Origin of the sequence: Paenibacillus sp. NRS-1782 (assembly GCF_050467685.1) — a bacterium.
GTDB classification, from domain to species: domain Bacteria; phylum Bacillota; class Bacilli; order Paenibacillales; family Paenibacillaceae; genus Paenibacillus; species Paenibacillus terrae_A.
The window spans coordinates 1-20,297 of the sequence record NZ_JBITPH010000020.1 but is presented as its reverse complement, the minus strand read 5'-3'; the positions used below and the strand labels follow the sequence as shown (position 1 = coordinate 20,297).

Annotated in this window: 18 protein-coding genes and 1 pseudogene; 6 read left to right on the top strand and 13 right to left on the bottom strand. The window is 46.8% G+C overall.

Annotated features, from left to right (window positions below; genetic code table 11):
• The first annotated feature begins 82 nt into the window (after nucleotides 1-82).
• A complete protein-coding gene (locus tag ACIFQM_RS08695) occupies nucleotides 83-1,084 on the top strand; it encodes a lipoate--protein ligase (protein ID WP_430039693.1) in 1,002 nt (333 codons plus the stop codon).
• 162 nt (nucleotides 1,085-1,246) lie between these two features.
• Nucleotides 1,247-2,047: a Cof-type HAD-IIB family hydrolase gene (locus tag ACIFQM_RS08690; RefSeq protein WP_430065284.1), complete on the top strand. Its 801-nt coding sequence runs from the start codon at nucleotides 1,247-1,249 to the stop codon at nucleotides 2,045-2,047.
• Between the two features lie 119 nt (nucleotides 2,048-2,166).
• Here ACIFQM_RS08690 and ACIFQM_RS08685 read toward each other — a convergent pair whose 3' ends face one another.
• A complete protein-coding gene (locus tag ACIFQM_RS08685; RefSeq protein ID WP_430039699.1) occupies nucleotides 2,167-3,078 on the bottom strand; it encodes a DMT family transporter in 912 nt (303 codons plus the stop codon).
• Between the two features lie 133 nt (nucleotides 3,079-3,211).
• Between ACIFQM_RS08685 and ACIFQM_RS08680 the strand changes: the two genes are divergently transcribed.
• A complete protein-coding gene (locus ACIFQM_RS08680; protein WP_430039702.1) occupies nucleotides 3,212-4,705 on the top strand; it encodes a PLP-dependent aminotransferase family protein in 1,494 nt (497 codons plus the stop codon).
• A gap of 9 nt (nucleotides 4,706-4,714) precedes the next feature.
• Here ACIFQM_RS08680 and ACIFQM_RS08675 read toward each other — a convergent pair whose 3' ends face one another.
• Both ACIFQM_RS08675 and ACIFQM_RS08670 read right to left on the bottom strand, forming a co-directional pair.
• The gene (locus tag ACIFQM_RS08675) at nucleotides 4,715-5,485 is read right to left on the bottom strand and encodes an MBL fold metallo-hydrolase (protein WP_430039704.1); all 771 of its coding nucleotides are present in this window, start codon (nucleotides 5,483-5,485) and stop codon (nucleotides 4,715-4,717) included.
• A gap of 154 nt (nucleotides 5,486-5,639) precedes the next feature.
• The gene (locus ACIFQM_RS08670; RefSeq protein WP_430065282.1) at nucleotides 5,640-6,701 is read right to left on the bottom strand and encodes a sulfate/molybdate ABC transporter ATP-binding protein; all 1,062 of its coding nucleotides are present in this window, start codon (nucleotides 6,699-6,701) and stop codon (nucleotides 5,640-5,642) included.
• A 220-nt stretch (nucleotides 6,702-6,921) separates the two neighbouring features.
• On the opposite strand from ACIFQM_RS08670, the gene ACIFQM_RS08665 reads away from it, so the two are divergent.
• Nucleotides 6,922-7,257 carry a secondary thiamine-phosphate synthase enzyme YjbQ gene (locus tag ACIFQM_RS08665; protein ID WP_430039710.1) on the top strand — a complete coding sequence of 112 codons (336 nt, stop codon included), beginning with the start codon at nucleotides 6,922-6,924 and terminating at the stop codon, nucleotides 7,255-7,257.
• 145 nt (nucleotides 7,258-7,402) lie between these two features.
• Here the strand turns inward: ACIFQM_RS08665 and ACIFQM_RS08660 are convergent, their stop codons facing one another.
• The 3 genes from ACIFQM_RS08660 to ACIFQM_RS08650 form a co-directional block, all read right to left on the bottom strand.
• Complete coding sequence (locus tag ACIFQM_RS08660) at nucleotides 7,403-7,984, bottom strand: TetR/AcrR family transcriptional regulator (protein WP_430039713.1); 582 nt, start codon at nucleotides 7,982-7,984, stop codon at nucleotides 7,403-7,405.
• 5 nt (nucleotides 7,985-7,989) lie between these two features.
• Nucleotides 7,990-8,622: a YigZ family protein gene (locus ACIFQM_RS08655; RefSeq protein WP_430039716.1), complete on the bottom strand. Its 633-nt coding sequence runs from the start codon at nucleotides 8,620-8,622 to the stop codon at nucleotides 7,990-7,992.
• Nucleotides 8,623-8,771: 149 nt separating this feature from the next.
• Nucleotides 8,772-10,127 carry a glucose-6-phosphate isomerase gene (locus ACIFQM_RS08650; protein WP_014280425.1) on the bottom strand — a complete coding sequence of 452 codons (1,356 nt, stop codon included), beginning with the start codon at nucleotides 10,125-10,127 and terminating at the stop codon, nucleotides 8,772-8,774.
• A gap of 254 nt (nucleotides 10,128-10,381) precedes the next feature.
• On the opposite strand from ACIFQM_RS08650, the gene ACIFQM_RS08645 reads away from it, so the two are divergent.
• Entirely contained in the window at nucleotides 10,382-11,281 is a 900-nt protein-coding gene (locus ACIFQM_RS08645) for an NAD(P)-dependent oxidoreductase (RefSeq protein WP_430039719.1), read from the top strand.
• Nucleotides 11,282-11,389: 108 nt separating this feature from the next.
• Here the strand turns inward: ACIFQM_RS08645 and ACIFQM_RS08640 are convergent, their stop codons facing one another.
• From ACIFQM_RS08640 to ACIFQM_RS08625, 4 genes are all read right to left on the bottom strand, one after another.
• Nucleotides 11,390-11,704 (bottom strand): pyrimidine/purine nucleoside phosphorylase, encoded by a 315-nt coding sequence (locus ACIFQM_RS08640; protein ID WP_430039722.1) that lies wholly within the window; start codon nucleotides 11,702-11,704, stop codon nucleotides 11,390-11,392.
• A 170-nt stretch (nucleotides 11,705-11,874) separates the two neighbouring features.
• The gene (gene tkt / locus ACIFQM_RS08635; RefSeq protein WP_430039725.1) at nucleotides 11,875-13,920 is read right to left on the bottom strand and encodes a transketolase; all 2,046 of its coding nucleotides are present in this window, start codon (nucleotides 13,918-13,920) and stop codon (nucleotides 11,875-11,877) included.
• A gap of 390 nt (nucleotides 13,921-14,310) precedes the next feature.
• Nucleotides 14,311-15,210, bottom strand: a complete 900-nt coding sequence (gene purU / locus ACIFQM_RS08630; RefSeq protein ID WP_430039727.1) for a formyltetrahydrofolate deformylase — start codon at nucleotides 15,208-15,210, stop codon at nucleotides 14,311-14,313.
• A 22-nt stretch (nucleotides 15,211-15,232) separates the two neighbouring features.
• Nucleotides 15,233-16,360 carry a deoxyribonuclease IV gene (locus tag ACIFQM_RS08625; protein ID WP_430039730.1) on the bottom strand — a complete coding sequence of 376 codons (1,128 nt, stop codon included), beginning with the start codon at nucleotides 16,358-16,360 and terminating at the stop codon, nucleotides 15,233-15,235.
• A 272-nt stretch (nucleotides 16,361-16,632) separates the two neighbouring features.
• On the opposite strand from ACIFQM_RS08625, the gene ACIFQM_RS08620 reads away from it, so the two are divergent.
• Nucleotides 16,633-17,547, top strand: a complete 915-nt coding sequence (locus ACIFQM_RS08620; protein WP_430039733.1) for a TIGR01777 family oxidoreductase — start codon at nucleotides 16,633-16,635, stop codon at nucleotides 17,545-17,547.
• 183 nt (nucleotides 17,548-17,730) lie between these two features.
• Here ACIFQM_RS08620 and ACIFQM_RS08615 read toward each other — a convergent pair whose 3' ends face one another.
• From ACIFQM_RS08615 to ACIFQM_RS08605, 3 genes and pseudogenes are all read right to left on the bottom strand, one after another.
• Nucleotides 17,731-18,330 (bottom strand): YdeI/OmpD-associated family protein, encoded by a 600-nt coding sequence (locus tag ACIFQM_RS08615; protein ID WP_430065280.1) that lies wholly within the window; start codon nucleotides 18,328-18,330, stop codon nucleotides 17,731-17,733.
• Nucleotides 18,331-18,819: 489 nt separating this feature from the next.
• Nucleotides 18,820-19,053, bottom strand: coding sequence for a hypothetical protein (locus ACIFQM_RS08610; protein WP_430046216.1), 234 nt, complete (start codon nucleotides 19,051-19,053; stop codon nucleotides 18,820-18,822).
• Nucleotides 19,054-19,141: 88 nt separating this feature from the next.
• Nucleotides 19,142-20,161 (bottom strand): annotated as a pseudogene (locus ACIFQM_RS08605) (WXG100 family type VII secretion target).
• Nucleotides 20,162-20,297 lie beyond the last annotated feature (136 nt).

The following is a 20,297-nucleotide window of genomic DNA, read 5'->3' as shown; positions in this document are numbered from 1 at the left end:
TTTTGTGTACATCGCTCACTTGGGTTACAATAGAAGGAGGTACACCTAAAACTACACAGTTTATATATATGGAGGAATGGACATGCTGTTCATCGACAACCAGGGCATACACGATCCAGCCATTAATCTTGCCATTGAGGAGTACGCACTCAAGCATCTTCAGCTGGACGACAGCTATCTGCTGTTTTACATTAATCAGCCTTCTATTATTATAGGCAAGCATCAAAATACCATTGAAGAAATCAACGCCGAGTTTGTCAGAGACAACAACATTCAAGTCGTTCGTCGCCTGTCTGGCGGCGGGGCTGTATATCATGACCTCGGTAATTTAAATTTCAGCTTCATTACCAAGGATAACGGGGAGTCCTTTCATAATTTCCTCAAATTCACGCAGCCTGTCATCGACGCCCTGCGCCAAATGGGTGTGGAAGCCGAAATGACCGGACGCAATGATCTTCAGGTCGGTGAGCGCAAAATTTCAGGGAACGCCCAATTTGCCACGCGCGGACGCATGTTCAGCCACGGTACATTGATGTTTAACCTGAATCTGGACAATGTGGCTTCATCACTGCATGCCAATCCCGAAAAGTTTAAATCCAAAAGTACTAAATCGGTCCGCAGTCGCGTCGCTAACATCAGCGAGCTGATGGACCGTGAGATGACCATTGAGCAATTCCGCGAGGAGCTACTGCGTTACATATTCGGTGCAGAGCTGGACCAGGTACCCCAATATAAGCTAACCGATGCCGACTGGGCCAAAATCCATGAAATTTCCGCTGAACGCTACCAATCGTGGGACTGGAACTATGGTCAATCGCCTGAAAGCAATATCAAGCACACACGTAAATTTCCGGTTGGCATTATTGATATCCGCATGGATCTCAAGGAAGGCCACATCCGTGATATTAAAATCTACGGTGATTTCTTCGGTGTGGGTGACGTCGCTGATATTGAAAATATCCTGCGCGGCAAACGCTACGATGAAGGTGAGGTTCGTCAAGCCTTGTCCTCTCTTGATTTGAAGCATTATTTCGGCAATATTGAATTGGACGATTTTGTCGGACTCGTATTTTTGGAAGACTAACATCCACTTTTCCCCATTGATTCAATCCAATTCTTCAGTGGTTATAAGGGGACAGGCTCTTAAAGGAGTCATCCCCTTTTCATTGTGATATTGTCATTTTGAATATTATAAGATACAATTTGGACATTGCCCCATGATTGAGATAAAGGAGAGAATACCGATATGTATAAATTAATTGCCATTGATATCGATGATACACTCATTAACGATCAGAAAGAAGTTACTCCTGCAACGCAACTGGCGCTTGAAGCTGCTGTAGCCAAAGGTGTCGTGGTTACACTTGCAACAGGACGTGCTTATGCATCTGCCAAACAACTTGCCCGCCAAACGGGCTTGAACGTTCCGATCATTACGTACCAAGGTGCCTTGATTAAAAATCTGCTGGACGAAAACGTGCTGTATGAGCGTTATGTTCCACTCGTGGCTGCACGTCGCTTGTATGAATTCTGCGTGGAACGTAATCTGCATCTGCAAACGTATATAGATGACAAATTGTACACACGTGAAGATAATCAGAAAATCAAAGATTACACCGCGCTAAACAGTACGGAATATTTTGTAGAGCCTTTATTCAGCAAATTGATAGAACTGCCTACACCTAAAATGCTGATTATTGACGAGCCGGAAGTGCTGGACAAATTAATTCCAGAACTGCGCGAGCTGCTTGGTAATGAAGTGCATATTACCAAATCCAAGCCTCATTTTCTGGAAATCATGCATCATGAAGGCACCAAGGGTCACGCTCTTACGTTCCTTGCTAACCATTACGGCTGTGATCTGTCCGAAACGATTGCAATCGGCGACTCTTGGAATGATCACGAAATGCTCGAATGTGCGGGTCTCGGCATAGCGATGGAGAATGCTATTCCGGATTTGAAAAAGCTGGCTGATTACATCACTAGCAGCAATAACGAAGACGGCGTTAAGCACGCCATTGACAAATTCGTGCTGAATGCTGAATAATTTGTGCTCATGAAATAGCAACACAACAAAACCTCCAAACGTCGCATGTTCAATAACACGCGGCAGCTTGGAGGTTTTTTCTGTCCTATCATAGAATACCTAAATACGACTTCAAAATATCAGGCAGCAGAACGCACCTTTCGCCTGTTCACCAGACGGATCATTCCATTGTTCATAAGCATTAATCCGGTCACAATGAGCAGCACCCCCGCCAGCATCCACCAGCTTACATGCTCTCCGTACACCAAGGCTCCCAATCCCACCGCAATCGGCGGTGAAATATACAACCACGTCGTCGGGAAAAGAGGATTTGTACGCTCCATGAGCCAGTAAAACAGTGTATGTGCAATCATCGAGCCAAACAAAATCAGATACAATAAGGAGCCCATGGCAGGAAGGTACTGCCACCCCTCAGAACTCCACGGCTCCGTAATCGCAGACAGTACCAGCAGCATCCATCCTCCATGGAGCATTTGCGCCGCATTCAGAGCAATCGGGTTCGTTTCGCGAAATACATCCATCACCCGCTTGGAATAAAGAGCGCCCCCGGAATAACACAGCTCCCCTAGCAAAATGACAAGGCATCCCGCCAGCCACAGGCCGCTGATCTGAACCGCCAATCCGGGCAGCACCACCAGCACCACGCCAAGAAAGCTGATCATGCAGCCAATGACTGTAATCCGCGACGTTTTTTGCCTTAGCAGCATGGATTGCAAAATGACGATCATCATCGGCCCCGTGGCTGACAAAATGGCTCCGATGCCCGAGCTGACATATTGCTCTGCCCAATACAAGGCCGAAAACGTACCAAAGGTCGTTCCCGCTCCAATGAGTACCATTTCCTTACGCCATAATAACGACCAGCGAACTTTTCCCATCAGCTTCATGGCGATAAACAATATAGCCCCTGCCGCGAAAAAACGTACGCCTGCCGACAAAAACGGCGGAAGTCCCGCTTCTACCCCCACTTTTATAGCCAAAAATGTTGTACCAAAAATAAGACACATTATCGTAAACGCGATACCAACCATGATACGTCCCTCTCCCTTCAGTTGCTTTCAAGCATACAGGGAGACGAACAGAACAGATGTGTACTCACAGAACAGTTGTAGACGGTTTTGAAATGTTTTATAGTAAAATACACACAAAAGGAGCGTGGACAGCGTGGGCAAGAACAACAGCGAATTACTTTTTCCAGCCGATCATGCCTTAAAGCTGTATGAGCAGGTCATCCATTATGTGACTGTGCGGATTGATCGCGGGGATTGGCAAGCAGACACGAAGCTGCCATCCGTACGAAGCCTGGCTCAGGAGTTGGGTGTACATAGGCTAACCGTTTTCCGGGCCTATCAGGAGTTGAAGCAACGGGGGCTGGTTTATGTAAAGGACAAATCAGGATATTACGTTCATGCTTCCCCAGCGACCGGCCATGCGAAATATGCTGGCTACTCGGGGCATTCATCCATTGACCTTACGTTTCACTCCGAATCCGCCCATGCGGCAGATGATCCGTCTGTTTCAGCCTGGAGGGGAATGGATGGACTTAGCCGCGTTCAATCGGTGAATGCGAATTTTCAGTTTTCCAAGGCGCTGATTGACCCGTCTCTCCTGCCCAACCGATATTGGGGTGAGCTGATGATGCAGGTATTTGAAAAGCATCCGAAAGTAGCGGCCACTTATTCCTCTGTACAGGGCGATTCCGAGCTTCGGGATGCGATGGCGCAGCATTTTAGCGTTGATAAGCATTTTGCATTGTCACCAGACGAAGTACTGATTACTTCCGGAGCACAGCAGGCCATCGACCTGATTTCCCGTTCTCTGATCCGGACAGGAGACCGCGTATTGACCGAGCGTCCCGCCTATGGCCCTGCTATGGAAATATTCCGCAGACAAGGTGCGCGCCTGACCATGACCGATATCCGACCGGAAGGCTATGATATGGAACACATTGAATGGTGTATGAAGACAGAAAAGCCACGTGTGTTCTATATCAATCCAACGTTTCATAACCCGACTGGCTTCACGGTACCCGATGAACAGCGCAAACGTCTGCCCGAGCTGGCGGAGCGCTACGGCTGCCTTATTGTCGAGGACGACAGTACCTATGACATCAGTTTTGGACAAAAGCCGCCGTTACCTATTTTCGCTTATGATATTTCGGGAAGCGTCGTCTACATTCGCAGCTATAGCAAATATGTCGCGCCAGGTCTGCGAATCGCAGCCGTGACCTGCCGACCACAGCTCATGAACAGCCTGCTGAATGTCAAAGCGCTGGTAGATAACGGCTCGCCACTGCTGAATCAGAAGCTGTTCCTGCAATACTTTCAATCTCCACGCATGCAGCAGCATCTCAAAAAGCTATGTATAGCGCTCCAGATCCGTAAGGAAACGATGGAAGACAGCCTCCGCGATTCCGGCTGGACATGGACCAGCCCGGCAGGCGGCCTCAGTCTGTGGCTCCAGTTGCCTTCTACGTTGAAACCTAATGAACTGCTCGCCAAATGCGTACAGGAGTCGGTCACCTTCGTACCAGGTAATGTATTCGATCCGATTGGCGAGGAAGGCAAAACGCATGTGAGATTGTCCTATTCGTATGCCAACGAGCTGCAAATCAAAGAAGGCATCGCGACCCTTCTCCGCATCAGCCGGACGATGTAAGGGACAGCATTATTCCAATGGCAGGCTCATTCCGGTCCGTGCCAGGCTGATCCCTTCCAGAAGCCCGTAGTTGCGTGTGGCATCCACATCATGAGACATATGTGTAAATACCGTGCGGTTAGGCTGGAGTCTCCCTATAAGCTCCTGAGCCTCCAGCATGTCATATACCGAGCGGGTTGCATATTCGGCCTCCTCATGATAAAAGCTCGTTCCCAGCACGAGCAAATCCAGATTGTGCAGGGGCAGGATTTCCGCATCATTTAGCCCAATCGAATCCGAGCAGTAGGCCCACGAGAAGTCGTCTTTTTCCAGTCGATAAGCGTAAGCATAACCGTTCTTCCCGTGATTCACACGCCATCCCCGGATATTCCACCCTCCAAGCAAGGCCCCCTGATCGACAGGGATAAGGTCAATATGCCCCGGAAGCCAAGAAAATTGACGCAGGATCGTGTCGATCACCTCCTGTGGAGCGTACAAACGACCTCTGTTCCCGGTCCAGCGACAGGCATCTGCCCATTCCGGCAGTCCTCCAATATGGTCAAAATGTGCGTGCGTCACGAGGATCGTACCGATGAAGCGAAGCCCGCGTATTTCCATCTGCTTGCGCCAGTCCGGGCCGCAATCAATCATAAAGTCCTCCGTCTCGCTTTCGATCAGCACAGACGACCTCAGCCTCACATTTGCCCCTGTCGTGCGGGCCTCCGTACATACGAGACAATCACAATACACACGCGGAACACCCATCGCATCCCCCGTGCCAAGAAAAATAAGCCGATTCATGGTTTAACTCCTATCTATCTGGGTGTTTTTACTACTATTATAACGAACACATCATATCTGCGTAAATCCTTCCAGCGCCCAACGCCAAAAGGAGCATGCCCCAAAACCCTGAATACAGGCCGGACATCCCCTCATGTATGATCGCGTTATAATTTTAAATCATAATGGGCATTGGATCTTTCTTGAGACGGTTTTCCACCATCCAACTGGACTGGTCGTTATACAGATAAGCCCGATGCACTAGTACGCGCACCTGCTGACCAGGCTCCAGCGTGGACTTCTCCAGCGAACGGTAGGTCATGAGTCGATGATCCCCGACCTGTACTTCAACCATCCATTCACTCCCCCGAAAATGCAAATGCTTCACAATGCCTTCCTCGGTCGCTGACAAAAGCGCAAACTCCTCGCTTGGCCCGACATCAATATACTCCGGACGGATCAAGGCACGTGCTCCCGTTCCAGCAGCCGTCTCAAAGCCTTTGAGACGGCCCGCCTGCTCGATCACCGTCGATTCCCCAATAAAGGAAGCTACGAACGGCGTCCCCGGCTTTTTATAAATATCCCAAGGTGTTCCCTTCTGCTCCAGCCGTCCCTGATTAATCACCATAATTTCATCGGCTACTTCAATAGCCTCATCCTGATCATGCGTGACGAAAATCGAAGTGATCCCCACTCGCTCAATCAACTCCCGCAGCCAGGTACGCAGCTCCTGGCGAATCTTGGCGTCAATGGCTGCAAAAGGCTCATCCAGCAGCAGTAATTGAGGCTCCGGTGCCAAGGCGCGTGCAAAAGCAACCCGCTGCCGTTGTCCACCAGATAACTGATGCGGATAACGATGCTCGAAGCCTTTGAGTCCTGTCAGCTCGACCAGCTCTGTGACACGTTCCTTGATGCGGGCCTTGGAGCTTTTTTTCACTTTTAGACCAAAGGCAATATTGTCATACACGCTCATGTGCTTGAACAAAGCATAGTTTTGAAATACAAATCCGATTCCGCGTTCCTGCGGGGCCAGCTCGTTTACCCTTTTTCCGTGAAAATGAATTTCTCCCGCATCCGGTTGCTCCAGACCCGCCAAAATCCGAAGAATGGACGTTTTACCGCCACCGCTCGGACCGAGTAAACCAATCAGATGACCCGCTTGAATATCAAAGGATACGTCCTTAACCGCATGAAAATTACCGAAATGCTTGTTTAAACCCCTTACTTCCACATGCATAACCGTACACTTCCTTTCCGCTTCTGAACCTGTGCAGGAACAGCAGCAGCCTTGCTTACCGCAAAGCGCGTACCTCATTTGAAATCATGTTATTATTCCAATGTATATACTATGTTTTTCTTATGTGATACTTTATCAAAGGAAAGCTTTCGTCGTCAACTCTATATATTACGTCAGGTGTAAAATGGGTAAAGTAATAAGAAGAAGGGAGAGTGTAATAATGTTGCATACTTTAGAATTATCCACTAGCGGACGAGATGAGATGCGTGATATTACACGCGAGGTCGCTTCATTGATCGAAAAAAGCGGAGTCCAGGAAGGAACCGCACTGATCTATTGTCCACACACAACGGCCGAAATAGCCATTAATGAAAATGCAGACCCGGACGTCAAACATGATGTGATTTTAAGGCTGGATGAAGCTTATCCGTGGAAGCATCCCCAATATCGCCATATGGAAGGGAATACGGCATCCCACCTTAAATCTATCACCACAGGTCCCTCTCAGACTGTCATTATTCATGATGGACTGACCATGCAAAAAAACAGACCATGATGTTCTCCTGCTGGATGCATCATCGTCTGTTACAATCTTAGTCGCTTTCGCAAAGTACCGTAATGATAAGGCACCGTCATGAAGTGAATATATCCAGAAAAGCGCCCTACAGATTCATAACCGAGGCATGTGATTGCAGGTACGCTCATAGGTTTCTGCACAGCAGCTTTACATGTGCCAAAGCAGCGGGCCTGATTTCTTCAAATGTCAAACCATCCTGAATATAAAAGGACACAAAGCCGTGCATAGACAAAAACAGACTTTGCGGTACTCGTGAAGAATCTTCCTCCGAATGTCCCTGATCACTTAATTCCTGACGGATCATGGACGCGAATAATTCTACACAACGGTTTTGCTCTGTGCGACAATATGCGAACAGTTCTTCATCGTGCATCATGAACATAATTTCGTATTGATAAGGATTTTCCAAGCCAAAACGGATAAACTCCAGCATCAAGTGCTCCAGTCTGTTCAGACCATCCTTCGGAGTACCTGTTGCTCCTTGTAGTAGAATTCCGCGTAACGTATTAAAATCCTCAATCACAATGGCGTAGAACAGTTCAGCCTTCTCTTTAAAATGATAATATAATGAACCGTGACTGTAACCCAGATGCTGGCCAATGCTGCGCATTGAAATAGCACGGTAGCCCTTGGTAATAAACAAGTGCCTGGCCGCTTCCAGAATCCGCCCTCTTGACAACTCCTGTTCCACTGCTCTTCTAGCCATATTTTTTATTCCCCTTCAATAAAGTAAAGCTGCTCTCCCTCCGACACAAGCGATTGCCCCTGTGTCAAGTCTGTTATCCAGTTGCTGAAGGATTCCGCATCACCAGCCAGCGGCAGACAGGTTAAGGTAACTTTATCCGTAAACAGGGTTTCTCCTGTACGGATGCTGCGATTTCGCAATTCATTTTCCACTTTGCCCAACCAGGTGTAATCCAATTCCACAAAAATTTCACGATGCAGCACACGCGTAATCGCATCCCCTGCCTCAATGGCTGCAACAGCACCGTCTGAATATGCACGAATCAGACCGCCTGCTCCCAGCAAAATCCCCCCAAAGTAACGGGTAACGACAATTGCCACATTTTTCAGCTTCTGGTTACGGATAACCTCCAAAATGGGCTTGCCCGCCGTACCACTCGGTTCACCGTCATCCGATTGCTTCTGGATCTCGTCTCGTTCCCCGATCATGTAGGCAGAACAATTATGGGTTGCGTTCCAATGATCTTTTTTAATGCGCTCGATAAAAGCAGCCGCTTCTTCCTCGGTCTGAACAGGCTGGATGTGACCGATAAAACGGGATTTCCGGATCACAATTTCCTTGCTGCCGGAGCCGCGTACAGTTCGGTATTGTTCCAACATATCACAAATAACCTTCCTTACTTCATTTTACAAGAAAGCAGTCCCCCCGCTTCTGGCAGCCGGTGAACTGCTTTCCTGTACTTAATTTCTTGCTATACGCCTATAACGCTCCTATCTGAAACTGTTTCAGTCAGGAGTTTACAGCTTCCTTATTCGGACAATCTCGCTTCAAGCTCCGCTTTTTGCTCTTCGAAGCCTGGTTTACCCAGCAGAGCAAACATGTTTTTCTTGTAAGCTTCTACGCCCGGTTGATCGAACGGATTCACACCCAACAGGTAGCCGCTGATGCCGCAAGCTTTTTCGAAGAAATAAGCCAGGTACCCGAAGGAATAAGGGCTCAGGTCAGGAATGTTCACGATCAGATTCGGTACTTGTCCATCTGTGTGAGCCAGCAATGTACCCTGGAATGCTTTTTTATTTACAAAATCCACCGTTTTGCCTGCCAGGAAGTTCAGTCCATCCAGATCATCCTCATCTGCTTCGATGGTGATGTGGCTAGGTACATTTTCTACTTGGATAACTGTTTCGAAAATGTTACGGCTACCTTCCTGGATGAATTGTCCCATGGAGTGCAGGTCAGTCGAGAAGTCAACGGAAGCAGGGTAGATACCTTTGTAATCCTTGCCTTCGCTTTCGCCGTACAATTGTTTCCACCACTCGGAAACGAAATGCAGGGACGGCTCATAGTTCACGAGAATTTCAATAGCTTTACCTTTGCGGTACAACGCGTTACGAACGGCTGCATATTGGTAAGCCTCGTTCTCAGCTACATTCGGATTGCTGTATTCCTTGGAAGCGTCTGCCGCCCCTTGGAGCATTTCCTCAATGTTAATACCAGCTGTAGCAATCGGCAGCAAGCCTACTGCTGTCAGCACGGAGTAACGGCCGCCTACATCATCAGGGATAATGAAGGATTCGTAGCCTTCCTCGTTAGCCAGTTTTTTCAGAGCGCCGCGTTCTTTATCTGTTGTTGCATAAATGCGTTTGCGCGCTTCTTCTTTACCGTATTTTTTCTCCAGAGCCGCACGGAATACGCGGAAAGCGATAGCTGGCTCTGTTGTTGTACCTGATTTGGAAATGACATTCACGGAGAAGTCTTTTCCTTCAATCAGTTCCAACAGATGATTCACATATGTAGAGCTGATGTTATTGCCTGCAAAATAAACAGCCGGGCCTTTGCGCTTGTCCTTAGGCAGTGCATTGTGGAAGGAATGCGACAGCATTTCAATCGCAGCGCGTGCGCCAAGGTAAGAACCGCCGATGCCGATGACAATCAGCACTTCGGAATCACTTTGGATTTTAGCAGCAGCCTTTTGGATGCGTGCAAACTCTTCTTTATCATAATTGGTAGGCAAGTCAATCCAACCCAGGAAATCGGAACCTACACCGGTTTGGTTATGCAGCTGCTCATGAGCCAGCTTGATGGGTTCTGCAAAATAATCAATTTCGTGCTGTCCTACAAAGGAGAGCGCTTTGGTGTAATCAAAAATAACTTTTTTAGACATGTTTGGAACCTCCTGTTTTGTATTGCTAAGACCATGAATACGAACATAAGGACTTAGGAATAGGATACTTTAATTTGCAGGGCCTGACAAGCTTGCGTTACCTGTATGTCCGGTGCCTTGCCAGACCCTAGTGTAGTAGATGGGGTGGCATACCCATGCTACAATAAACGGAGATCAACTGATTTAAACCGTCAAATCTAGCCAAACTCGCATCTGCATCGGACGGCAACCTCCAACAAGAAAGGTGATTAGCTATGAAGAACATCGGATTTATCGGATTGGGCACCATGGGCGCCCCGATGGCATCCAACCTGCTGAAGCAGGGATATGGAGTCACGGTCTACAACCGCACCGCCTCACGCTGCGAGCCGCTGGGAGAGCAAGGCGCGCATACGGCTTCAACGCCCCGTGAGGCGGCTGAAGGCCAGCAGCTGGTCATTACCATGGTCAGCGATGATCACTCGATCCGTGATATCTACTACGGCGAGGACGGCGTGTTTGCCGGTCTTACGTCTGGTGTAACTGTGATGGACAACAGCACCATTTCACCTGAGCTGGTCAAACAACTAGCTACCGAAGCGGACAAGCTGGGCTGTTCCTTCATTGATGCTCCAGTAACGGGCAGTAAGCCTGCTGCTGTAGACGGCACGCTTGTGTTCATGGTTGGCGGTGACGCGGAGGCCATTGCCGCACAGTCGGACGTTTTTGATACGCTGGGCAAAAAGGTGCTTCACATGGGACCGAATGGCAGCGGAGCCATCGCCAAGCTTGCTCATAACACGATGGTGGGTATTAACAACCTCGCTCTGGCTGAGGGCTTCGCCATCGCTGCTAAGTCCGGCATTCCGGCGGAAAGCTTCCTTGAGCTGGTACAGCTCGGATCGGCAGGCAGCAAGGCTGCTGACCTGAAAGGACGCAAAATCATCGAGCATGATTTCAGCAACCAGTTCTCACTGGCCTTGATGCTCAAAGACTTGAAGCTCGCTGCCTCGCTGACGGATAGCTTGTCCATCCCGACACCTATGCTGTCCATTGCTAAAAGCCTGTTTCAAGCCGGGCAAACGCAAGGCTACGGCGACGAGGACTTGTCCGCTGTCGTGAAGACCTATGAATCGTGGATCGGCCACACTATTGGCGGTAAGCCACTCGAATAAGCCGCATTCTTCTTTTAACCATGTTGCTGTGCTTTTGTACATATCGCATAGCTTATAGGGTAAGCACACTTGACTTAGAGTCGAGTGTGCTTACCCTCTTTTTACTACTTATTCTGGGTAAGAGCAGCAGTAATCTGTTACGCTTCGTACTTCCAGCTTGAAGGAAGACTGCGCAGGCACGTGGAACGTTGCCGTTCCCTGTATTTCCAGCCATTCCTCAGTATCCGGAAGCAGCACCTTCAAATCCCCTGCCAAAATCTCCATGATCTCACGAGAATCCGTGCCGAATTCATACGTTCCCGGCAGCATAATCCCCAATGTAACCTTACTGCCGTCACCCAAAATAGCTGTACGGCTTGTGACCTGACCGTCGTAATATACATTTGCTTTTTTAACTACGCTGACTCCATCAAACTGTGTCATTCGTTATCCCCTCATCTGCTCATCAATGGTTGAATGAATATTTATGGATCATAACATACATTTGTTCCAAGCCTCAGTATGAAAATACACAGGGCTGCAAATTCCCTTAATATATGAAACAAACAGCCGTAAGCCTTGCTCAGGTTACGACTGTCTGTTTAAAAATTGTTTTATTTCAACAAAGCTTTTACACGATTAACAACGTTCTCAACTGTAAAGCCATATTCCTTAATGACGCGGTCGCCAGGTGCGGATGCACCAAATGTGCTGATACCGAGAATGTCGCCTTGGTCGCCGACATATTTTTCCCAGCCCAGTGGATAAGCCATTTCTACAGCCAAACGAGCTTTTACTTCAGGCAGTAGAACGGAATCTTTGTATGCTTTGTCTTGTTTTTCGAACAGATCCCAGCTTGGGAAGCTGATAACGCGTACTTGGATACCTTGTTCTGCCAGTGCTTCTTGGGCTTTAACAGCCAGTTGTACTTCAGAACCCGTAGCCAGAATTTGAGCAACCGGCTTGCCGTCTGTCGCATCTGCAACGACATAAGCACCGCGTTTGATACCTTCGCGTGCATGCTCAGCAGTAGCAGCCAGAATTGGCAGGTTTTGACGAGTCAATACCAGAGCAACCGGATTTTTCTTGTTTTCCAGCGTGTAAGCCCAAGCAGCGGAAGTTTCATTGCCGTCCGCTGGACGAATAACCGTCAGGTTCGGGATAATACGCAGGGAAGCCAATTGTTCGATCGGCTCATGAGTCGGGCCATCTTCACCAACAGCAATACTGTCGTGAGTCAGAACGTAAGTAACAGGCAATCCCATCAGAGCTGCCAAACGAACAGCCGGACGCAGGTAATCCGTAAACACGAAGAATGTACCGCCGAATACTTTTACCCCTTGGTGCAATGTCATACCATTCATTGCAGCAGCCATACCAAACTCACGGATACCGAAATAGATGTTACGGCCAGCATAGTCTTCTGGTGTAAAGTTCGTCAGGTTGTTCAAGTGTGTCATCGTGGAGCTTTCCAGATCGGCAGATCCGCCAGTCAGGAACGGTACGTTTGGAGCCAATCCGTTCAGTGCATTACCTGAAGCCACACGAGTCGAAACTGCTTTATCTTCGGTCGTGTATTTCGGAAGATCACGGTCCCATCCTTCTGGAAGGTCGCCGTTTACGGCTGTCTCGAACTGAGCTGCCAGGTCAGGGTGAGCCGCTTTGTATTTCGCGAACTGCTCATCCCATGCTTTGTTAGCTGCGATACCGCGCTCTTTTACTGTAGCAAAATGCTCACGAACCTCTTGCGGTACATGGAAGTCCTCTTCGTACACCCATTTGTAAAATTCTTTAGTCAGCTTGGCTTCGTCTGCACCCAGTGGGGAACCGTGAGTACCGCCATGTCCGCCTTTACCTTGTTTGTTCGGGCTTCCGTAGCCGATGACTGTTTTCACTTCAATCAACGTAGGACGTGTGGAGTCTCCTCGTGCTTCCTCAATCGCTTTTTGGATCGCAGGAAGATCGTTACCATCCTCTACGCGCAGTACTTGCCAGTTGTAAGCTTCAAAGCGTTTTGCAACACTTTCGGAAGAGGACAGGTTCAGCTTGCCGTCCAGTGTAATGTCGTTGGAATCAAACAATACGATCAATTTGCCCAATTGCAGACGCCCAGCCAGTGAAGCCGCTTCGTGAGACAGACCTTCCATCAGATCGCCGTCGCCGCAGACTGCATATGTGAAGTGATCCACAACTTTAAATTGATCTTTATTATAGGTTGCGCCCAGTTGAGCTTCAGCCATTGCCATACCAACGGCCATAGCTACACCTTGTCCCAGAGGTCCGGTCGTAGCGTCTACACCAGCGGTATGTCCAAACTCAGGATGACCTGGTGTAAGGCTGCCCCATTGGCGGAATTGTTTCAGTTCTTCCATAGGCAGATCATAGCCGCTCAGGTGCAGCAGGCTGTACAGCAGCATAGAGCCGTGTCCTGCGGACAGTACAAAACGGTCACGGTTAATCCATGTAGGGTGGTTCGGGTTATGATTCATCGTTTTAGCAAAAAGTTGGTAGCCCATCGGCGCGGAACCCATCGGCATGCCGGGATGTCCTGAGTTTGCTTTCTCGATGGCATCAATTGCCAGCGTACGGATTGTCGTAATGGACAAATTGTCGATCGTGGAGTTTTCATCCTTTTGAATCGCTTGATTCTGGTCGGTCATGGTTTGCCTCCTCATATTGTAAAAAGTATGCCAATTGCATTCGGTCATGCTCTCCAATACCGCCGTCCGATATAGAAACGACGCCCATTGAAGTGAGTAAATCTGCTTGAATGTTTCAATATGACTTATACATCCTTAAATATTGTACCATTTGCCGTGCAGGTTTGCCAGATCGTTTATACAGATGGTTGTCGAAAAATCGTACCAGGTCCTCATTTAAATATACCCGCAAAGTATTAAACTCATTTAAAAAATCATAGAATCGCGAAAAATAACGTATTTTGTCCGGTTTTGACACCCGTTTTCCATAGAAAAAAAGCAAAAAACCCGTCATTTCGACGGGCTTTGCTTGTAAGAAGTATGAACTTTTACATTTTAAAAAATATAAAATCAGTTGAAAACGACCGTTTTATTTTCATGAACCAAAATTCGGTTCTCCGCATGCCACTTCACGGCTCTTGCCAAAACGACCCGCTCAATGGTGCGACCGATCCGTTTTAACTCATTGACATCATCACCGTGGCTTACCCGCTGCACATCCTGCTCGATGATCGGGCCACCGTCCAGTTCCTCAGTTACATAATGCGCGGTAGCGCCAATAATTTTCACACCGCGATTATAGGCTTGGGCATATGGCTTCCCACCCACGAATGCAGGCAGGAACGAATGATGAATATTAATGATCCGGTTGCGATAATGCTCAATAAACTTGGGTGAAATAATCTGCATGTACCTGGCCAAAATAATGACGTCGATATCCTCACCAATAACCTCCAGTTGACGGCGTTCTGCCTCCGGTTTGGTATCGGCGGTCACCGGAATATGGTGATACGGAATGCCGAACGATTCCACGTACTCCTTCATATCCGGATGATTGCTGACCACCAGAGAAATATCCGCGTCCAGATCCCCTGCCTGCCATTGCCACAATAGCTCCACCAGACAATGATCTTCTTTGGAAACGAAAATAGCGAGCTTTTTCTTGCGGCTGACCGCTGAAATCGTCCACTCCATCCGGAATTGTTCTGCAACCGCGGCAAAATCCTGCTCCAGTTGGGGCTGGGCTTCACTCAAGTATGGCAGATCAAATTCAACCCGCATAAAAAACATACCGCCGGACGGGTCCATCGTGTATTGATCAGATTGAACAATATTGGCGCCATGCTCGTACAAAAAGCGAGACACGGCCGCTACAATACCCGGGCCATCAGGACAGGATACGAGCATACGCGCACGGTTTTCATGCACAGATTGAGTACTGTTTGGCTGATGTTTTACGTGAAGTTCCATGTGGCTACAAATCCTCCTTGGCTTATACCGTCACTGGCAAATGACTGCTGGCAAACCAGGCAATCAGACGATGATTAATATGTTCTTCGGTCAACTCTGGAAACAGTGCTGCTTCCGTTATCATGTCATACAGACGCTCCAGCGGCTCGCGCGGATCGGCCTTTTTCGCTTTGGCATCATTTTTCAGCAGCGTCCAGGTGTCTAGCACAAATTTTCGCACATCCACATCCTGCTTTTTGAAAAATGAATTCAATTGCTCTACCTGACCCAAAAATTCATCACCAAAACGCTCCTTCACATTCCCGCGAAGCAAAGCGATTTCAACCTCATACATGGGACGCTGAGTTTTGGCTTCCTTTCCGATCCATGGCGTTTCCAAAATAAATGGACGTCCTTGAAGTGCTTCATGATGCACCACATTATGAATGGTCTGATAGCCAATCCAGCCCGATCCAATCGGAGTATGACGATCTTTATGAGCGCCAACCGGATTTTTACTGTCATTGACGTGAACGACTGCGATGCGATCCAGCCCGACAATACGATCAAATTGCTCCAGCACACCGTCCAGATCATTCACAATATCATAGCCCGCATCGTGAATGTGACAGGTATCCATACAGACAGTAAGACGCTCGTTATGCTCTACTTTATCTATAATGGAGGCAATTTCCTCGAAGCTACGTCCCATTTCGGTGCCTTTGCCTGCCATCGTTTCCAGCGCAATGTTAACATTCGTCTCCCTCACACCGTGCAGTACCTCGTTCAAGCCATCAGCAATACGCTGAATGCCGTACTCTGCATCCTTATCGGTAAAAGCGCCCGGATGAAGCACAATATTTTTCACGCCAATCGCATGGGTGCGACGAATTTCCTCCTGAAGAAAGCTAACTGCCAGCTCATAGGTATTTTCCTTGTAAGAGCCGAGATTGATAATATATGGGGCATGCACCACGATATCATCCATCCCTTTTTCAGCCATCAACTGCTTGCCTTCCTCCAGATACATGGATTCCATCGGCTTACGACGCGTGTTTTGCGGTGCCCCCGTGTATATCATGAACGAGCTGGACCCGTATGAAGACGCTTCTTTTGTAGCGCTGAGCAGACCCTTGTCCGAAAAGGACACATGAGAACCAATTTTCAGCATGATTCGGTTTCATCCCCTTATCCTTGTTATTCTGTTATGCTTATCTTATTTTGATTTAATCATTTTAACGTGATTATTGAAATCAAACAACATGGCTTTTATGGTAGTGCACACACAAATCAGGATTACACGAAGGGAAACGAGGTAAATGAAAGCATGGATTGACATCCTTTAGCATATACAGGTACATTCGAATGAGGTTTTTTTCTTGAAAAGGGTTATATTCTATAACATACATATTTTTTTGCGAATCGGAAGGAGAGTCGAACTCCATGAACATCGTCATATGCGGAGGTACTGGATTAGTAGGGTGTGCGCTGACCAAAAGCCTGCTCAACGACGGGCATACGGTGAAGGTAATCACCCGTAAACCCATGGCAGGTCACGAAGCGAGCCCACGCTTGCAATATATGAGCTGGAACGAACTGAAACAAAAGCCGGAAGCATTAGAGGGCACAGATGTGGCCGTTAATTTGGCAGGCGAAACACTGAATCAGCGCTGGACGGACAAGTCCAGACAAAGAATTCTCCAATCACGCCTGTTGCCTGTTGCCAAATTGGCCCAAGCGCTAAATGCTCTGCAAAAAAAGCCGGAAGTCATCATTCAGGCTTCGGCTGTCGCCGCCTACGGCACATCTCTTACTGAAACGTTCGATGAAACCAGCCCGCGCCGTTCGGAAGACTTTCTGTCTCAAGTGGTCGAGCAGTGGGAAGAAGCCGCCAACGCTTATCCTTCCGAAGCTCGGTTAATCAAGCTGCGTATCAGCCTTGTGCTGGACAGCAAACGCGGAGCATTTCCACTGATGAAGCTGCCTTACAGCTTCGGATTCGGCGGTAAAATAGGCAACGGCCATCAATGGATGAGCTGGATTCATATTAAGGATATCGTCCACCTGATCACCCACTGCATCCATACGCCGGATATCACCGGGGCTGTGAACGCTTCATCACCACATCCGTTGACAAACGACCAGTTTGGTAGAACCGTGGCTGAGGTATATCATCGCCCACACTGGTTTCCCGTTCCCGGCGTTCTCGTACAAAAGCTAGTCGGAGAGATGAGTACCCTTGTATTGGATGGTCAAAAAGTAATCCCGCGCAAGGCGCTGGAGCACGGATTTCAGTTTAAATATCCTTCACTGAAGGAAGCACTGGAGGAATTACACTCTCCTCAAAAGCAGCATTGAATTGATTTTAAAAAGAGGAACTCTGGACTGATAAGATCTTTATCAGCTTAGGGTTCCTCTTTTATTAGGTATGAAATATTTTCGCACAAGATGCTGACACGCGAAAAAAGCCCACCCTTTTTATAATTGAGGAGCAAGTTCAGATTACTGCATATAACTTATATTTTTCTTGATAGTCCCGAGCTATGTTCTATCATTTAATCCCTTTCCATTGAGAATTTGCTGCATATATTTTTCAACCCTTGACTCTCGAGTTTTGGATTGTTTGGGTTCAGAAAAATAAAGAATGTATGCTCTTTGCCGTCCGGGCGTCAATGCTTCAAAAGCAGTTTTCAAGGCAGGGATTTCATCAAATTTATTTTGAAATTCTTCAGGAATTATGAATTCTGTATTCTTTTTTAAATCCACTTTCAAACCGGTTTTTTCAACTTCAATGGCTTCATAAATATAGGCTTTCAAGATGGTTTCCATTGCAACTATTTCTTGAACATTGGTGAACCGAATCTGGCGCCCCGCCTGTACATTCTCCGTTTGTTGGATTAGAACACCATGGACATCATGTAACAAGGCACCTTTGAAAAACAGAAGCGCACAGTATTCCTTAAATCCATGTATTAAAACTATGTTCCTCTTCTGAGAGGTGTAACAAGGAACACCCCACTTCAATTCTTCGGTCAGCTGACAGTCAAGAATGATCATTCTCAATTTTTCAAATTCTTCCTTCCACTTTTTAGCTTTACTTAAATATTCATCAACCTTAGGATTCATTCTACTATTTGTCATCAAGAAACACCCCTCTCATCATCATAATATTGTGTTGTCAAAATAAGCAGTTCATTTTCAAAAATCCACTTGATTGCTTGCTTAGCTTGCCCCCTTTGCGCCCGATCCATGCTGGTGGACACGACTACGGTGCCGCGGAGAGTCGGTAGAGAACGGCTTTCATGATTGCGTACACCTATATAAAAAGAGAAGCCCACCAATGGGCTTTTCGCATAAATGTTAACTTATCCCCTCTGAAATCCTTTCAACAAAAGCTTGTTTATCTTGGGATCTCTGAACTGGCTAATATATCTCAATTTTTCGATTATTTTGCATTACACAGCTTTTTTTATCGATCTGACTTATAGCATTCCACTGTACCTGATTATGCTGGATATCCAAACATTCCACCAATTGATCATCACTTATTTTTCCCTCTCGTATTTCTTCTTTAGATAAATTGAGTAGTTCTATTTTATGATCTCCATACGATGAAAATAAAATTCAAACTCATCTGTCTTCCAATCTATACACAGTTGCCCCTGCTTGAATAAGATTAGAGGATTCTAATTTACCAATACATATACCAATATTTTTCCTTTCAGCCATTGAAGTTGAAATTTGAACAGAACTAACACGTAAAACCATCTCATTTTGATCTGTGTTTTTGATGAGAATTTGATTACCAATGATCTTTTTTATCTCTGGATGAGTTAAATGATCTAATTCTTTACTAGTTCCCATTATAATTGTGCCTTCATTTTGGGCATCAAGAGTCACCCTTTACATCACGTATACGTAGATTGGCACTTTTTAATCTGGTAATAGCATCTCACAGTAGTGTCATTCTTTCTATGGATGTTAAATCAGGTGCAAATCTTGCTGCTCTTATACTAGCTTGAGCTTCATCCAGTGCAAAATTTCTCTTAAATGTATCTGTAGTAACATCATATAAATCAAATGCTCTTCCTGCCTTATAAGCCTCATAATGACCCACAATTTCATGGGCAATCGTTGCCTTGGCTGAAACATGTGAATTAGCACTCAAGGTTCCAATTCCTGAATTTTCTGCTGGTAATACATCCGTATTTACAATAAATCTATCGTACATCATACCTGTATTCCAATCATCATAAAAACCAGTTCTACTCATTATTATATTATCTTCGGGAAAATCTAACGATTTAGTATACTGAATAATTTCTATTTTCTGTAGATCAGTGAGCGGCAACTCATTACGTAAACCATCCGAAGATATTTGCGGTAGGTCAACTGCCCCTTCATACTTAACCGTTGTACCCAATCCAACTTTAGGCTTAATTAATGAACTGACTCCCCCGGTCATCCCGGCTACACCAATCATATTGGCCCAATGTTCCGTCGACTAGGCATTGGTAGGAGCAAACGCCCCCTGGATGGTTCCTGTTATGCCACATGTACCGAAATTCAATAAATCATTAAAAGAATCCCCTTGTTTAGCTGCACGTTCCATATAGCCCTGATACATTCCTTTTGGAATACCAAACGTCCAATAATCCAAAAAACTGCCCACGCCATCGTAACGTTTTTCATACCTGTCCTCAGCAGCCTCCATAAACGCATTCCCCAGCTCGGCCAAACTATCCGCCGATTTCTGGAACGCATTTCGTGTATCTGGAGCGGGAACGGCACATGAATTAGATGGAGGCGGTAAGCAGCTTGCATCTATATTCCCCGCTTCCATCATATCCGCTAATCTGAATTTATCCGCGCTGTGTCAATTGATTATTCATCTGAGTCGCGTTTTCTGTGCAAGCTCAAATTGATTGGAGACAGACATCAGTTGTTCCGGTGTCACTTTAATGGTTGTCATAATTTACCTCGGTTCAAGTTCGTTATGACATGATATCATTATTCAAATTCATAGAAAACCTTCTCAATTCCTAATTGTTATAAGTAAACTACATCTTTATGCCTGTACAAAAAGAGGCTCTTCGCTCTACTGGATG

Excerpts from the sequence above, each read along its gene's own strand:
- ACIFQM_RS08695 (WP_430039693.1), top strand. The coding sequence starts at position 83 with ATGCTGTTCATCGACAACCAGGGCATACACGATCCAGCCATTAATCTT.
- ACIFQM_RS08690 (WP_430065284.1), top strand. The coding sequence starts at position 1,247 with ATGTATAAATTAATTGCCATTGATATCGATGATACACTCATTAACGAT.
- ACIFQM_RS08685 (WP_430039699.1), bottom strand. The coding sequence starts at position 3,078 with ATGGTTGGTATCGCGTTTACGATAATGTGTCTTATTTTTGGTACAACA.
- ACIFQM_RS08675 (WP_430039704.1), bottom strand. The coding sequence starts at position 5,485 with ATGAATCGGCTTATTTTTCTTGGCACGGGGGATGCGATGGGTGTTCCG.
- ACIFQM_RS08670 (WP_430065282.1), bottom strand. The coding sequence starts at position 6,701 with ATGCATGTGGAAGTAAGGGGTTTAAACAAGCATTTCGGTAATTTTCAT.
- ACIFQM_RS08665 (WP_430039710.1), top strand. The coding sequence starts at position 6,922 with ATGTTGCATACTTTAGAATTATCCACTAGCGGACGAGATGAGATGCGT.
- ACIFQM_RS08660 (WP_430039713.1), bottom strand. The coding sequence starts at position 7,984 with ATGGCTAGAAGAGCAGTGGAACAGGAGTTGTCAAGAGGGCGGATTCTG.
- ACIFQM_RS08655 (WP_430039716.1), bottom strand. The coding sequence starts at position 8,622 with ATGTTGGAACAATACCGAACTGTACGCGGCTCCGGCAGCAAGGAAATT.
- ACIFQM_RS08650 (WP_014280425.1), bottom strand. The coding sequence starts at position 10,127 with ATGTCTAAAAAAGTTATTTTTGATTACACCAAAGCGCTCTCCTTTGTA.
- ACIFQM_RS08645 (WP_430039719.1), top strand. The coding sequence starts at position 10,382 with ATGAAGAACATCGGATTTATCGGATTGGGCACCATGGGCGCCCCGATG.
- ACIFQM_RS08640 (WP_430039722.1), bottom strand. The coding sequence starts at position 11,704 with ATGACACAGTTTGATGGAGTCAGCGTAGTTAAAAAAGCAAATGTATAT.
- tkt (WP_430039725.1), bottom strand. The coding sequence starts at position 13,920 with ATGACCGACCAGAATCAAGCGATTCAAAAGGATGAAAACTCCACGATC.
- purU (WP_430039727.1), bottom strand. The coding sequence starts at position 15,210 with ATGGAACTTCACGTAAAACATCAGCCAAACAGTACTCAATCTGTGCAT.
- ACIFQM_RS08625 (WP_430039730.1), bottom strand. The coding sequence starts at position 16,360 with ATGCTGAAAATTGGTTCTCATGTGTCCTTTTCGGACAAGGGTCTGCTC.
- ACIFQM_RS08620 (WP_430039733.1), top strand. The coding sequence starts at position 16,633 with ATGAACATCGTCATATGCGGAGGTACTGGATTAGTAGGGTGTGCGCTG.
- ACIFQM_RS08615 (WP_430065280.1), bottom strand. The coding sequence starts at position 18,330 with ATGACAAATAGTAGAATGAATCCTAAGGTTGATGAATATTTAAGTAAA.
- ACIFQM_RS08610 (WP_430046216.1), bottom strand. The coding sequence starts at position 19,053 with ATGGGAACTAGTAAAGAATTAGATCATTTAACTCATCCAGAGATAAAA.